General features: G+C 57.8%; 12 protein-coding genes. 10 read left to right on the forward strand and 2 right to left on the reverse strand.

The features are described 5' to 3' along the window. Positions 1-333: 333 nt before the first annotated feature. The 9 genes from pflB (at position 334) to ACTQW0_RS02100 (ending at position 8,898) form a co-directional block, all read left to right on the forward strand. Positions 334-2,385, forward strand: a complete 2,052-nt coding sequence (pflB, locus tag ACTQW0_RS02060; RefSeq protein ID WP_427795522.1) for a formate C-acetyltransferase — start codon at positions 334-336, stop codon at positions 2,383-2,385. An 85-nt stretch (positions 2,386-2,470) separates the two neighbouring features. Then, on the forward strand, positions 2,471-2,722 hold the full coding sequence (gene grcA3 / locus ACTQW0_RS02065; RefSeq protein ID WP_055252439.1) for an autonomous glycyl radical cofactor GrcA3: 252 nt from the start codon (positions 2,471-2,473) through the stop codon (positions 2,720-2,722). A 439-nt stretch (positions 2,723-3,161) separates the two neighbouring features. Continuing rightward, a complete protein-coding gene (locus tag ACTQW0_RS02070) occupies positions 3,162-4,016 on the forward strand; it encodes a DegV family protein (RefSeq protein WP_154514928.1) in 855 nt (284 codons plus the stop codon). Between the two features lie 186 nt (positions 4,017-4,202). Further along, positions 4,203-5,021 carry a pyruvate formate-lyase-activating protein gene (pflA, locus tag ACTQW0_RS02075; RefSeq protein WP_441559404.1) on the forward strand — a complete coding sequence of 273 codons (819 nt, stop codon included), beginning with the start codon at positions 4,203-4,205 and terminating at the stop codon, positions 5,019-5,021. Positions 5,022-5,434: 413 nt separating this feature from the next. Next, positions 5,435-6,367: a serine hydrolase gene (locus ACTQW0_RS02080; protein WP_441559403.1), complete on the forward strand. Its 933-nt coding sequence runs from the start codon at positions 5,435-5,437 to the stop codon at positions 6,365-6,367. A 79-nt stretch (positions 6,368-6,446) separates the two neighbouring features. Then, the gene (gene mtnN, locus ACTQW0_RS02085) at positions 6,447-7,184 is read left to right on the forward strand and encodes a 5'-methylthioadenosine/S-adenosylhomocysteine nucleosidase (protein ID WP_441540234.1); all 738 of its coding nucleotides are present in this window, start codon (positions 6,447-6,449) and stop codon (positions 7,182-7,184) included. A gap of 42 nt (positions 7,185-7,226) precedes the next feature. Then, the gene (yihA, locus tag ACTQW0_RS02090; RefSeq protein WP_441566702.1) at positions 7,227-7,817 is read left to right on the forward strand and encodes a ribosome biogenesis GTP-binding protein YihA/YsxC; all 591 of its coding nucleotides are present in this window, start codon (positions 7,227-7,229) and stop codon (positions 7,815-7,817) included. Between the two features lie 57 nt (positions 7,818-7,874). Continuing rightward, positions 7,875-8,234 carry a DUF3990 domain-containing protein gene (locus tag ACTQW0_RS02095; RefSeq protein ID WP_441566704.1) on the forward strand — a complete coding sequence of 120 codons (360 nt, stop codon included), beginning with the start codon at positions 7,875-7,877 and terminating at the stop codon, positions 8,232-8,234. A gap of 31 nt (positions 8,235-8,265) precedes the next feature. Then, complete coding sequence (locus ACTQW0_RS02100) at positions 8,266-8,898, forward strand: helix-turn-helix transcriptional regulator (protein WP_427748371.1); 633 nt, start codon at positions 8,266-8,268, stop codon at positions 8,896-8,898. A gap of 395 nt (positions 8,899-9,293) precedes the next feature. Here ACTQW0_RS02100 and thrB read toward each other — a convergent pair whose 3' ends face one another. Continuing rightward, entirely contained in the window at positions 9,294-10,175 is an 882-nt protein-coding gene (thrB, locus tag ACTQW0_RS02105; protein ID WP_154514914.1) for a homoserine kinase, read from the reverse strand. A gap of 203 nt (positions 10,176-10,378) precedes the next feature. Beyond that, entirely contained in the window at positions 10,379-11,896 is a 1,518-nt protein-coding gene (gene thrC, locus ACTQW0_RS02110; RefSeq protein WP_441566706.1) for a threonine synthase, read from the reverse strand. A 104-nt stretch (positions 11,897-12,000) separates the two neighbouring features. Here thrC and ACTQW0_RS02115 point away from each other — a divergent pair, with 104 nt between their 5' ends. Then, positions 12,001-13,389, forward strand: coding sequence for an aspartate kinase (locus tag ACTQW0_RS02115; protein WP_154514910.1), 1,389 nt, complete (start codon positions 12,001-12,003; stop codon positions 13,387-13,389). Positions 13,390-13,457: the final 68 nt, after the last annotated feature.

Genomic DNA, 13,457 nt, shown 5'->3' on the forward strand with positions numbered 1-13,457 from the left:
ACGTCGTACAAAGGCAAGGAAAAATACCAAACAAATCGGTGAACGGTAGTTGTTCACGCTCGCATTTCCTGCGGATTTGTTAAAAACGCCCTAATGGTATAAAAAAAGAAACATATAACAGCCCTGATGAAGGGGGTGGCTATGTTATCCTTCTCAGACGGGTGAAATCTTGGGTTTTGGGTTGCAGTTCCAAGGTGGACAAACGTTTTTTCCTATACCAACGTGTGGTGAAGAACGGAAGAAGCCGGTAGTGCAGGTCGAACATTCAAGAATTCAATAAGCAGCGGTGTGAGAGAGCGCCGCATTATACGTAACTAGGAGCGTGGTTACACAATGCAGGAGGCATGGGAAGGCTTCAAGGAAGGCATCTGGACGGGAGAGGTTGACGTCCGAGACTTCATCCAGAAGAACTACACCCCCTACGAGGGCGACGAATCGTTCCTCGCCGGTCCGACCGAGCGTACCAAGGAGCTGTGGGGCGAGGTCCTCGACCTGCTGCTCAAGGAGCGCGAGCAGGGCGGCGTCCTCGATATGGACACCAAGACTGTCACGGGTATCGTGAGCCACCCCGCTGGCTACATCGATAACGCCCACCGCGAGAAGGAGACCATCGTCGGCCTCCAGACTGACAAGCCGCTCAAGCGCGCTCTGCACGTCAACGGTGGTATCCGCATCGCTTGCCAGGCTGCCAGCCAGCACGGCTACAAGGTCGACGAGAACGTTGTCGAGCGCTACACCTTCGAGCGCAAGACCCACAACGCCGGCGTCTTCGATGTCTACACCCCCGAGATGCGTGCTTGCCGCTCGGCTCACATCATCACCGGTCTGCCCGATGGCTATGGCCGCGGCCGCATCATCGGTGACTACCGTCGTGTCGCCCTGTACGGCGTCGACTACCTGATCAAGGACAAGGAGGCTCAGAAGGCTTCCACCCCGACGGTCATGACCGCCGACAACATCCGCGATCGCGAGGAGCTGCAGGAGCAGATCCGCGCCCTCGGCGAGCTCAAGATGATGGCCGAGACCTATGGTTTCGATATTTCCAAACCTGCTACCAACACGCAGGAGGCCATCCAGTGGATGTACTTCGCCTACCTCGCTGCCGTCAAGGAGCAGAACGGCGCCGCTATGTCCATCGGCCGTACCTCTACGTTCATCGACATCTACGCTGAGCGCGACCTTGCCAACGGCACCTTCACCGAGGAGCAGATCCAGGAGTTCGTGGATCACTTCATCATGAAGCTCCGCATGGTCAAGTTTGCCCGTACCCCCGAGTACCAGGCCCTGTTTACCGGCGATCCGCAGTGGGTCACCGAGTCCATCGGCGGCATGGGTGTTGACGGCCGTACGCTCGTTACCAAGATGAGCTTCCGCTACCTGCACACGCTCGAGAACATGGGCACCAGCCCCGAGCCCAACATGACCGTTCTGTGGTCGACCCGTCTTCCCGAGAACTTCAAGAAGTTCTGCGCCAAGACTTCTGTCGCCAGCTCCTCGGTCCAGTACGAGAACGACGACCTCATGCGCGTTTACCACGGCGACGACTACGGCATCGCCTGCTGCGTGTCCTCCATGCGCATTGGCAAGGAGATGCAGTTCTTCGGTGCTCGTGCTAACCTGGCCAAGTGCCTGCTGTACGCACTCAACGGCGGTGTTGACGAGGTCTCCAAGAAGCAGGTCGGCCCCAAGTATCGCGCCGTCGAGGGCGACACGCTCGATTACGATGACGTTATGGCCAAGTACAACGACATGATGAAGTGGCTCGCTGGCGTGTACGTCAACTCGCTGAACATCATTCACTACATGCACGACAAGTATTGTTACGAGCGCATCCAGATGGCTCTGCACGACAAGCACGTGCACCGCTGGTTCGCTACGGGCATCGCTGGCCTTTCCGTCGTGGCTGACTCCCTGTCCGCCATCAAGTACGCCAAGGTCCACCCCGTCCGTGACGAGAACGGCATCATCGTCGACTTCGAGACCGAGGGCGAGTTCCCCAAGTACGGTAACGACGACGACCGCGTCGACCAGATCGCTCACGACGTTGTGCACCAGTTTATGGAGTACATCCGCATGAACGACACCTACCGCAACTCCGTGCCCACGACTTCGGTTCTGACCATTACCTCCAACGTCGTGTACGGTAAGAAGACCGGCTCCACGCCCGATGGCCGCAAGGCTGGCCAGCCGTTCGCCCCGGGTGCTAACCCCATGCACAAGCGCGATAGCCACGGCGCCATCGCTTCGCTGTCTTCGGTTTCCAAGCTCCCGTTCCGCGATGCCCAGGACGGCATCTCCAACACCTTCTCCATCATCCCGGGCGCGCTCGGCAAGGAGGACCAAGTGTTCTTTGGTGATATCGACCTTGATCAGCTGGGCGAGTAACTATTGTTAGTGCTATACTAACAATAACGATTACTGATTAGTGCGCCGGTTTCGGCCGGCGCCTATCGATTGAAGGAGACACATTATGAAGGTTTCTGAAGTTTCCGAGACTCAGGCCGACAACCTGGTCCACATGCTCGACGCTTACGCCGAGAAGGGTGGCCACCACCTGAACATCAACGTCTTCAACCGTGAGACGCTGCTCGACGCTCAGGCTCACCCCGAGAAGTACCCGCAGCTGACCATCCGCGTTTCCGGCTATGCCGTGAACTTCCACACGCTCACCAAGGAGCAGCAGGACGAGGTCATTTCGCGTACCTTCCACAACAAGTTCTAAAGGGGTTTAACTCCCGCAGGATCGCCGGGGCTGTTTGGGCTACCTCCCAAAACGTCCTCGGACATGCAAGAAGCCCTCGCTGCGCACTTCGTGCGGCGAGGGCTTCTTGCGTCCTGCGGAATGTTTTGGGAGGTAGCCCAAACAGCCCCGGCGGGGGTCCTTTGTAGTCACCCTTTAGGCGGAACGCTCCTAATGGGTTGAGCGTTCTGGATACTTACTTGCTACCGTTTATCGCGTATAGCTACCGTTTGCGGAGTAAGTAACACTTAGTAATAAACCGTGTAAAATCTCAGTTAAGAACGGAGTTTTCCAGGGAGACGCTGTCCTTTGTTGTGTGCAAGGGACGGCGTCTCTTTGGCGCTTGGAGGCCGTTCTGTAGCAGGACGGCGGACGTGCGTCACATATTAAAAAGTCAACGTCGAGATGGGTCGTGATAAGAATGGGCAAGTACGTAATCGTGGTTGAATCTGGTTCGGATGTGACGCCAGAGCTCTGCGAACGCTACGGCATCGTGCGTGTGCCCATGCATGTCACGATTGGTGACGAGACCGTCGAGGACGGCTCGATCGATCCGCTCGAGATCTATTCGCGCTGCAACGAGTTTGGCGTGATGCCCAAGACCAGCGGCTGCGCGCCGGCAGATTTCTCTCGCGTGTACGACCGCATTCACGCCGAGCAGCCAGACGCGACCATTTTGCATCTTGCGTATTCCGAGGCCACGACCTGTTCGCATCAGTCCTCGAAGATCGCGGCAGAGGGGCGCGACTACGTGTTCTCCATGGACACGCGTTTTGTCTCGGTGGGCCAGTCGCTTGTTGTCGTCGAGACCGCCAAATACATCGAGGCTCATCCCGATGCCACCGTCGACGAGATCTTCGCCTTCGCGAGCTCCGTTATGGACCGCGTGTTGCTGGGCTTTGTTCCTACCGACCTTGCCTTCCTTAAGGCGGGCGGTCGCTTGTCCAACGTCGCGTTCCTAGGCGCCCATCTGCTCAAGATTAAGCCCTGCATTGAGGTAACGGGTGGCAAGTTCGTGGCGACCAAGAAGTTCCGCGGCTCTATGCTCAAGTGCGCCCGCGCCTTTATTGACCACATGGTTGCGAAGGGCGAAATTGACTACTCGCACATTGGCCTGGCGTATTCGGTAGGCCTTTCCGAGGAGCTGCGCGACGACATGGAAGTCTATGCGCACGACCTGGGCTTTAGGGACGTTACCTGGACTCAGGTCGGCGGCGTCATCTCGAGCCATTGCGGCCCGACCGCCTTCGGCGCGGTGCTCACGCTCAAGGCGTAACGCCTGGCGTCTATCGATTTCTATTGCCTCGGCGGCGGGCGGGTTGCGACAACCTTCCCGCCGCTTTTGCATGGGGCCAAATAGGACAATCCAATTGACCGCTAAACCGTTTCGCCATCAAGCATATAGGCTAGAATGACTCTGGCATTTATGTAGCTAAAACCAATGAGAGGCAAGGTAGCGGGAATGGCTGAGATGAAGCTCGAGGGTATGGACGCTCGTCCTGAGGACTCCGCGTTTGCCCTGGGCCGCGTTCATTCGATCGAGACGATGGGAACGGTCGATGGACCTGGCATCCGCTTTGTGGTGTTTGTTCAGGGCTGCCCCATGCGCTGTGCGTATTGCCACAACCCCGATACCTGGTCGGTTAACGGCGGCACCATGGTGACCGTCGAGCACCTGATAGACGAGTTCCAGAGCAACCATGAGTTTTACCGCAGCGGTGGTATTACGGTATCCGGCGGCGAGCCGCTCCTGCAGCCTGAGTTCTTGGCCGACCTGTTCCGCGCAATGCACAACAACCCCGATGGTCGCGTACATACCTGCTTGGATAGTTGCGGCTATGCGTTCGACCCCGCGCATCCCGAGAAGTTCGATGCCGTACTCAACGAGACCGATATGGTGCTGCTCGACATTAAACATGCCGATCCCGTCGAGCATAAAAAGCTGACCGGTTGCGATCCTGAGCGCATCCTGGCGTTTGGCGATGAGCTGGCGCGTCGCAGGATCAAGGTCGTTATCCGTCACGTGGTAGTACCGGGCATTACCGACACGGCAGAGGAGTGCGAGGCACTCGGTCGTCTGATTGCCCCGTGGCATAACGTGGTGGGCCTGGAAATGCTGCCGTATCACACGATGGGCGTCGTCAAGTATGAACAGTTGGGGATTCCCTATAAGCTCGAGGGCGTTCCACAGATGGATGCCGCGCGCATCCCCGAGCTGCGCAACGCCGTCATGACGGGCATGAAAAAGCGCCGCGCGGAACTCAAAAACGCCATCGGCTAGGGGTAGCTCATTTGGGGCCGGTAGGGTGGAGAAGTAGCTAAAAGAGCCCCGTCCTAAAAAGACTGCTCTCTGGGTTGCGGTGAGATGCGCAACAGAATCGTGCCATTTGGATAAATACGCTTGTGGTTTCTTTAAAGACACCTTAAACGCTTCTGAATATCTTTGGAAAGAAATGCCTGCTCGGTATTATGCTGCTCGTATATGAACGGGAGCAATCAGGAGACCACGTGCGAAACAACGCATCGCGGGACGAGCATGTGCCGCAGCATAGCAGCAGATATGAGACGAAGGGCACGTCTTCGCGTGGCCTTTCCGACGCTCGCATCCGCGTGACGAAGATTGCCGCCATTGGGATGCTAACGTTGGCGGTTATTATCCTCGGAATTACCGCTAAAACCTACGCGTCGGAGCGAATGGCACACTCAGATGCGTCAACGGTACAGACGCAAAACAAAAAGGTCTCTAAATCTAAAGCCACCGCAAGTCAAACCCTGTCGACAGCGAGCCTCAAGACGAGGCTTTCGAAGGCGGACTTTAACGATATTCCCTCAGGCGATACCGTGCAGACCTTCTCACTGGTTGATGACCAGATCCCCGTCCTGGAGGATGAGAGCCTCGCCGCGCTCCAAGATACCCTTGATCAGGCTCAGGAATTGGGCGACGTGGGCGTGGTGTTTTACGATCTGTCGAGCGGCAAGGGCGTGACGTATAACGCGGACGCCGAGGTGTACGGTGCGAGCAGCTACAAGGCGCTCTATGTACTCTACGTCTGCGAGTTACTGGTCGAGACAGGGCAAGTATCGCTCGATGATACTCTGGGCACCTATGGCGGCTACAGTATGGGCTGGCTGACGGTTCGCGACCTGATCGAGACCTCGGTCGTCAACTCGGATAACGACTCGTTTATCGCGTTGCGTGCAACGTTTGATCAAGATGGCTACGAGGATTGGATTGCCGCACTCGGCGTCGAAGACGAGGTCGCGCTCGATCCAATGAGCGATTTCCCAACCTACTGCCCGCGCACCTCGGCCAAGTTGTGGCGCGAGATGAGCGAGTATTTGAGCCGCGAGAGCGAGACGTCGCAATGGCTGTCGGGCCTTCTGGCCTCTACGACCCGGTCCTTTATCCGTGACGGCATTGCGGACGACCATGTCATGGTGCGTAACAAGGCCGGTTGGATCAGCGAGGCAGGTTGCAATGCGACGTGCGATGCTGGCCTCATCGATGTCGATGGCGACACCTACATTATGAGCATCATGTCATCGATGCCGTGGAGTGACCGTTCGAGTGAGGCCGTGGCCGCCATCGCCAAGGCGCTCTACGATACCCGCGCTGCGTTGGCCTAACGGCTTCGTATTGCGCGGTTGAGTCAAAATGCTGGTACCATACCGTGGATAAACAGTTTTCACAGGTTTGGGGGATGGTATGCCTGCCATCGCAATCATCGGTGCACTCGAAAAAGAGGTTGCGCAGATTAAAGAAGAACTGAACGGCGCCCATGTGTCGCAAGAGGCAGGCTTGAGCGTTGTAAGCGGCGAGCTCAACGGTCTGTCAGTGGTCGCCACGACCGCTGGCATGGGAACCGTAAACGCCGCTGGTGCAACACAGCATCTCATCAGCAAATATGCTCCGCAGGCCGTTGTGTTTTCGGGCATTGCGGGTGGCTTAAACTCCAAACTTCATATCAATGACGTGGTTATTGGCAAGTGCCTGCGCTATCTGGATACCGACACGGCGCTCATCGCCGAGTCGGCGCCGGAGCTTGAGGAGTTTGCCTCGACACCGGCTCTGGTTGACATCGCCACCACCGTGCTTGCCGAACATGGGTTTATCGATGCTGACGCTTCCGATTCCGCTGCGGAGAAGGACCCTAAGCAGTTCCTGGTTGGCACTATCGCTACAGGTGACCGCTTTGTAACGGGCGACGCTATGCGCACCGCCGCCATCGACGCGACGCATGCCGATTGCGTTGAGATGGAAGGTGCTGCGATTGCCCATATTGCAGCCAAGAACGGTGTCGATTGTCTGGTGCTGCGTGCTATCAGCGATAATTGTGACGAGGCATATGACGCGTTTTGCGAGCGAGAGTTCGATTTGGACGAGTACGCCCGCACCGCGAGCGGCATCACACTCGATATCGTCCGCTGCATCGCCGCTGCGTAATCGTGCATCCCTATTGTAAGAACCTACGACCAAGGAGTATCCATGGCCGATTCCATTAACTACCAGCTTGCCAAGTTCGTCGCCAGCTACGGCAAGGTTTCGCAGATCCCCGAGTCCACCTGTCCCGAGGTGAGCTTTGTGGGCCGCTCCAATGTGGGTAAGTCGTCCATCATGAACAAGCTCTTTGGCCGCAAGAACTTGGTCAAGGTTTCGAGCACGCCGGGCAAGACGAGCAATATCAATTTCTTCGAGGCCGACGACGTGCACTTTGTGGACCTGCCGGGCTACGGTTTCGCCCGTCGTTCCAAGGCCGAGCGCGACCGCTGGGCCGAGCTCATCGGCGACTTCTTCGACTCCGAGCGCAGCTTTAACCTGGTTGTGTCGCTGGTGGACATTCGCCATGACCCCAGCAAGCTCGACCATGACATGATCGACTACCTGCAGGGCAACGAGTTCAACTTTGTCGTCTGCCTCACCAAGGCCGACAAACTCAGCCGCACCCAGCAGGCACGCCAAGCGGCAGCCATCAAAAAGCAACTCAACGTCCCGGCCGAAAACGTAATCATCACAAGCTCCCAGACCGGCACCGGCATCGACGAGCTCAAGCGCCGCATTGCCGAGGCCTGCCTCTAGTAGGGGCTCTTGGCAGACAATAGTATTCATCCATCTATATCACCCCAGTGATAGTTGTTGGTACACGACGTTATTCGAGGCTATCGTGCTGACGACTCCTATTTTTCGTTTGCAAGACAGTTTGTCAGCGGCATGATATCGCTCAGACAGCTGCAACGTATCATGTGCTTGGGTGATTTGGGTATCCAATATGCCCTTATGAGCGAGCGCGCATTTTCGATGATTAGATTCTGCGATTGGAAGCGGGCTTCGGGGTCTGAGTTTTATCCCAAGCGTTTTGAGCGAGAGCAGAATGCTCGACGCAAATACTTGGATACGGTCAATGGGTTCGATTCCGAAGGTATCGACATTAGGGATTTAATGGCAGGGAGGGTTGATTTAAATGATCCAAGAGTTAACAGATCGTGGACCGAGTAGGACATATCCCGTCTACTACCTTGAGGACGCAATGAACAACCTCGGCGACTGCTTCGACTATGCCGTCAATGACTATGGAGCAGAAGGATCTGAAGTTGCTGAACTCTTTTGCCTGAGCGGGGTTGCTCGCGAGTTTGAACGCGGTAACGCATGGGTCGTGTCGGGAAAATCGGGTGTTGAGCTGTTCGCGCTTATCGCTGAAAGGTCGGGCTATCAAAACAGGTCTATACCGGACTGCACCTATCGATTTGAGAAGACGCCGGAATATTGGGCGGGCTGGATGCTGGCATACCTGCAGTGGCGCCTAGGAGAGTCTTTCGAAGATTTGCTGCATGTCGTTCCATTTGATGTGCTGCGCAGTCTGTATTACCCCTGGCACGAAGCCTCGGAGGAACGTGTGGCTCGCCTCGTCTGCGATATGGCGAAAAAAGCGTCCAGGCAAACCAAACTTGCGTTAGCAAGAAAGAAGCTTAAGAAAACCCAACAAGACCTAGCATACGAATCGGGTGTGTCACTCCGCTCAATCCAAATGTACGAGCAGCGCCAGAGAAACATCAATGAAGCTTCGGTAACAAGCGTAAGAGCCATAGCAAAAGCCCTCCACTGCAACATCGAAGACCTCCTAGAACCAGTCTTCGAATACAAGGAACCCAGTGCGGCGTAAACCAAGCACATAGTCGAATCCTGTCACTAGTAAGTGCTCCAGCCTAGCAAGAGCCCCTATCAATAAAGGGCCATAATTTCAGCCCGACGCCCCTTCAAAGCGTGGGTCCCTATAGACATCGCTAGCCACGTTGCCATAGGGCCACCCGGGGGCATCCCCTTAAAAACATTCCGCAGCACGAGGCCCGCTTATCCGCAGCTCCGAAGGAGCGCAATATTAAATCAGCGAATGCGATTATCCTGTCGAGGTCGCGTAGGTCTCCTTGGGGCTTCCCCTGAAAACAATCCGCAGATCGAATTGCCCCGTCGCGCGAAGCGCACGACAGGGCAATTCATGATCGAGGACGTTTTCAGGGGAAGCCCCAAGGAGACCGGTGAGAGCAATGAGACAGGGCGCTACAGGTACTCGATTTGAGCGCCCTCGGTGTCGCACGTCAGAATGTGCGTCTCACACTTGGGGAACTGCTCACGCAGCTTGACCTGCAGGAATTTTGCCACGATGGTGTCGTCGGTCACAGCCATAAGGGTAGAGCCCGAACCGCTGATCCAGATGGTCTTGGCGCCGCCGTTAAGGCAGGTGTCGCGCACAGCGTTGTAGTCGGGAATCAGGCGACGACGATAGGGCTCCTGGATGCGGTCGTCATTGGCGGCGGCAATCAGGTCGAGGTCGCCAGCCTCCAGGCCTCGCGTCATGCCGGCGATACGGCCCATTTGCCATACGGCGGTGGAGAGCGGAATCTCCTGCGGCACGACCTTGCGCGCCTCGCTCGTGTGAACCTCGTAGGGCGGAATCACGGTAATAAAACGCAAGCGATCGCTCACCTCGTAGCGCAGGCACTGGGGGAGCGAATCGGTCGGCGTAAAGGAGCAGACGGCGCCGCCCAGGATGGCGGGAGCGACGTTATCGGGATGGCCCTCGACCTCGGTGGCAATGCGGACGAGCTCAGCGCGGTCGACGGTGTGGCCTGTCAGTGCGGCGGCGGCCATAATGCCAGCGACGACGCAAGTGGAGCTGGAACCCAGGCCGCGAGCGACGGGTACATCGGTTTGAATGTCGATGGCGACGGGAAAAGCCGGCTCGCCCCATGCGGCCAGCGCATCGACAAAGCTGACGTAGACCAGGTTGTTCTCGTTTTGGAACTCCTCGGGGCAGCCCGTGATGGTGAGCTTGTCAGCGCGCTCGAAGGTGAAGTGCGAGTAGAGGCTGACGGCCATGCCGAGGGTGTCGTAGCCGATGCCTAGGTTGGCGCTGGTTGCTGGGACGGTGATCTTGATCATGTGGGTCCTCCTGGCGTGCCTGGCTGTTTAGTTTGCTGCTCGGGCAGTCCTGCACAAGACGGAAAGCACATTAAGTGCTTTCCTTTGCGTGCGGAACTCGCGACGAACTAAACAGCCAGGCACGCTGTGCGCGTTCGTCATCATCCCGGGGGTTATCTGATAAAAGAAGGTGCGCCGGCTTTCGCCGGCGCTTAATAAGGGTTTTAGTTGGTAGCCATCTTTTTTGCTGCAGACTCGACGTAGCTTGCCATCTCATCGACGTCACAGACGTCTTCGAAGCGGACGGGTTTGGACTCGAGCTCGGCGAGCTGTGCCGGTGCGGCCGTATTGGTGGCCTGCTCGAGCACGCGCATGGCCTCAAAGTCGTCCTCGGGAACGTTGAGCCCCAGAGCATCGCAGCAGGCACGCGGGAACTTGTAGGGGCTGGCGGTCGAAAGCAGCACACGGGCCTTGGCGCCCTCGGCGGGAGCGACATTTTCAAAGACGTGATAGCCGCAAGCGGTGTGCGGGTCGATCACGTAGCCGTTCGCATCCCAGCAGCTCTTGATGGCAGCGCGCACCTCGTCCTCGCTGGCCCAGCCGCAGCCAAAGACGCTCTGAATCTTTGCCAGCAGGTCGGCGGGAACCTCATAGTGACCAGTCTTTGCCAGCTGCTCCATAAGGCCGGCAACAAGTTCGCAGTCGCCATCGGACAGGAAGTAGAGCATGCGTTCCAGGTTGGAGCTGATGAGGATGTCCATCGACGGCGAGATGGTCGTGAAGAACGGACGGTTGCGGTCGTAGACGCCGGTGGTCAGGAAGTCAGCCAGCACGTTGTTCTTGTCGCTCGCGACAATGAGCTTGGCGACGGGCAGACCCATGCGCTTGGCATAGTAGCCGGCCAGGATATCGCCAAAGTTGCCGGTCGGTACGCAGAACTCCACGGCGTCGCCGGCCTCGATGGCGCCGGCGCGCAACAGCTGCGCATAGGCGGCAAAGTAGTAGACGACCTGCGGCACCAGACGGCCGACGTTGATGGAGTTGGCACTCGAGAGCACCGTTCCGGCGGCCTCCAAGCGCTCGGCAAGCTCCTTATCGGCAAAGATGCGCTTGACGGCACTCTGGGCATCGTCGAAGTTGCCGCGAATGCCGCAGACGGCGACGTTATCGCCTTCCTGTGTGGACATCTGCAGATTCTGCACGCGGCTGACTTTGCCTTCGGGATAAAAGACGGTGATGCCCGTGCCCGGAGCGTCGGCAAAACCGGCGAGTGCGGCCTTGCCGGTGTCGCCCGACGTGGCGGTGACGATCATGATGCGCTCGGCGCCGCCGTCCTTGGCGGAAGTGCGGGCCATGAGGCGGGGGAGCATCTGCAGGGCGACGTCCTTAAAGGCACTCGTGGGGCCGCCAAAGAGCTCCATCACATAGGTCTGAGGGGCGTCAGCGCCCGGCGCAGCGTCGAGTTTGACGAGCGGCGTAACCTCTTCACTCGCGAACGAGCCGCGATATGCCTCATTCACACAGGCCGAAATTTCTTCGCCCGTGTAATCATTCAGTAACATTCCCAACACATCTTGAGCGATTTCAAAGTACGATTTATCTGCAAGCGAGCTGATATCGACCTGCTGGGTGCCGAGCTCGTCCGAGACAAACAAACCCCCGTCGGGAGCGATGCCGGTGCGGATTGCCACCTTACTTGAGCACGATAAAGTGCGTCCTCGTGTACTATGATAAGTTCCCATATAACACTGCTCCTCGGATGCCTTGGTCCCAATCGGTGAAACCATGGTATCAGAGCGTGCCAAATAGGTTCGCAGAGGCTTTTTAGAAAGGTAACCTCCAGCCCATGATTAAGATTGCCAAGTTTGGCGGCTCGTCGGTCGCCGACGCCGAACACTTTAAGAAGATCAAGGCCATCGTCGATGCCGACCCGGCCCGCCGTTTTGTGGTGGTTTCCGCCTGCGGTCGCCGCTTTAAGGGCGACACCAAGGTGACCGACCTGCTCTACCTGGTTAACGCGCACGTTAAGTATCACGTGTCGTGTGAGGAGCTGCTCGAGGACATTGGCCAGCGCTATTTTGATATCGCTGACGAGCTGGAGCTCACCTATCCCATCCGTGAGGAGTTCGCGGCCTTTGCCGAGCGCGCCCGCTCGGGCGGCTACTCCACCGAGGAGCTTGTGAGCCGCGGCGAGTACTTCACCGCTCGCCTGATGGCCGAGTACCTGGGCCTGCCGTTCCTGGACGCCGCGACGGTTGTGGCGTTCCATCACGACGGTACGCTCAGCATGAACCGCACCTCCGAGCTGGTGCAGGAGTACGGTCAGCAGGGCGGCTTTGTTATGCCCGGTTTCTATGGCGCGACGCGTGAGGGCCAGATTAAGCTGCTCGATCGTGGCGGCGGCGATATCTCGGGCTCGATCCTGGCCAAGTGTCTGGACGCCGACCTTTACGAGAACTGGACCGACGTCTCGGGCTTCTACTCTGCCGATCCGCGTATTGTTCCCGAGGCTCAGCCCATTGCGCGCGTTACCTACGAGGAGCTGCGCGAGCTTTCGTACATGGGCGCAAGCGTCCTGCACGAGGAGGCCGTGTTCCCCGTGCGCGAGGCGGGTATTCCGCTGGTCATCAAGAACACCAATGCGCCGCAGGACCCCGGCACCATCATTAGCGAGACGGCTGATGAGGGCGAGGCGGAGCCCATCATTACCGGCGTGACCGGCAAGCGCGGTTTTGTCGCCATCAACGTGGCCCGCGATCGCACCAAGCCCCGCGTCGGCTTTATGCGCCGTGCGCTTTCGGTGTTCGAGCGCTATGACGTTTCCGTCGAGCACATGCCCACCGGCGTCGACCGCTTTGGCGCCGTGGTGCAGGAGCAGGATGTGCACGATTCGCTGTACTCGCTCGTGGGCGACATCCAGCAGGAGGTTGAGCCGCTCGAGATTGAGGTTGTCGAGGGCCTGGCGCTCATCGCGACCGTCGGTCGTAACCTGCGCGGCCGCGCAGGTATTTCCGGCCACCTGTTTGGCATGCTCGGCCAGGCTGGCGTGAGCGTGCGCATGATTTCGCAGAGCTGCGACGAGATCAACATCATTATCGGTGTCGAGGATAAGGACTTCGACCTGGCGATTCAGACCATTTACCGTGCCTTCTCCGACGAGAACGGCATTGTGAAGGTCTCCGATCTGGAGGCTCCTGCACCGATTGAACCCGCCCTGGCTGCCCTCCACAAATAGCGACCATCCCGGTAGATTTTTGGGATATGTCTAGAAATCTACCTTTTGGCGCACGAGTGGGTTTTGAG

This window comes from Collinsella sp. LCP19S3_B7, assembly GCF_052121795.1.
Classification (GTDB): Bacteria; Actinomycetota; Coriobacteriia; order Coriobacteriales; family Coriobacteriaceae; genus Collinsella.

Excerpts from the sequence above, each read along its gene's own strand:
- mtnN (WP_441540234.1), top strand. The coding sequence starts at position 6,447 with ATGCCTGCCATCGCAATCATCGGTGCACTCGAAAAAGAGGTTGCGCAG.
- grcA3 (WP_055252439.1), top strand. The coding sequence starts at position 2,471 with ATGAAGGTTTCTGAAGTTTCCGAGACTCAGGCCGACAACCTGGTCCAC.
- yihA (WP_441566702.1), top strand. The coding sequence starts at position 7,227 with ATGGCCGATTCCATTAACTACCAGCTTGCCAAGTTCGTCGCCAGCTAC.
- ACTQW0_RS02070 (WP_154514928.1), top strand. The coding sequence starts at position 3,162 with ATGGGCAAGTACGTAATCGTGGTTGAATCTGGTTCGGATGTGACGCCA.
- thrC (WP_441566706.1), bottom strand. The coding sequence starts at position 11,896 with ATGGGAACTTATCATAGTACACGAGGACGCACTTTATCGTGCTCAAGT.
- pflA (WP_441559404.1), top strand. The coding sequence starts at position 4,203 with ATGGCTGAGATGAAGCTCGAGGGTATGGACGCTCGTCCTGAGGACTCC.
- ACTQW0_RS02115 (WP_154514910.1), top strand. The coding sequence starts at position 12,001 with ATGATTAAGATTGCCAAGTTTGGCGGCTCGTCGGTCGCCGACGCCGAA.
- pflB (WP_427795522.1), top strand. The coding sequence starts at position 334 with ATGCAGGAGGCATGGGAAGGCTTCAAGGAAGGCATCTGGACGGGAGAG.
- ACTQW0_RS02080 (WP_441559403.1), top strand. The coding sequence starts at position 5,435 with ATGGCACACTCAGATGCGTCAACGGTACAGACGCAAAACAAAAAGGTC.
- ACTQW0_RS02100 (WP_427748371.1), top strand. The coding sequence starts at position 8,266 with ATGAACAACCTCGGCGACTGCTTCGACTATGCCGTCAATGACTATGGA.
- thrB (WP_154514914.1), bottom strand. The coding sequence starts at position 10,175 with ATGATCAAGATCACCGTCCCAGCAACCAGCGCCAACCTAGGCATCGGC.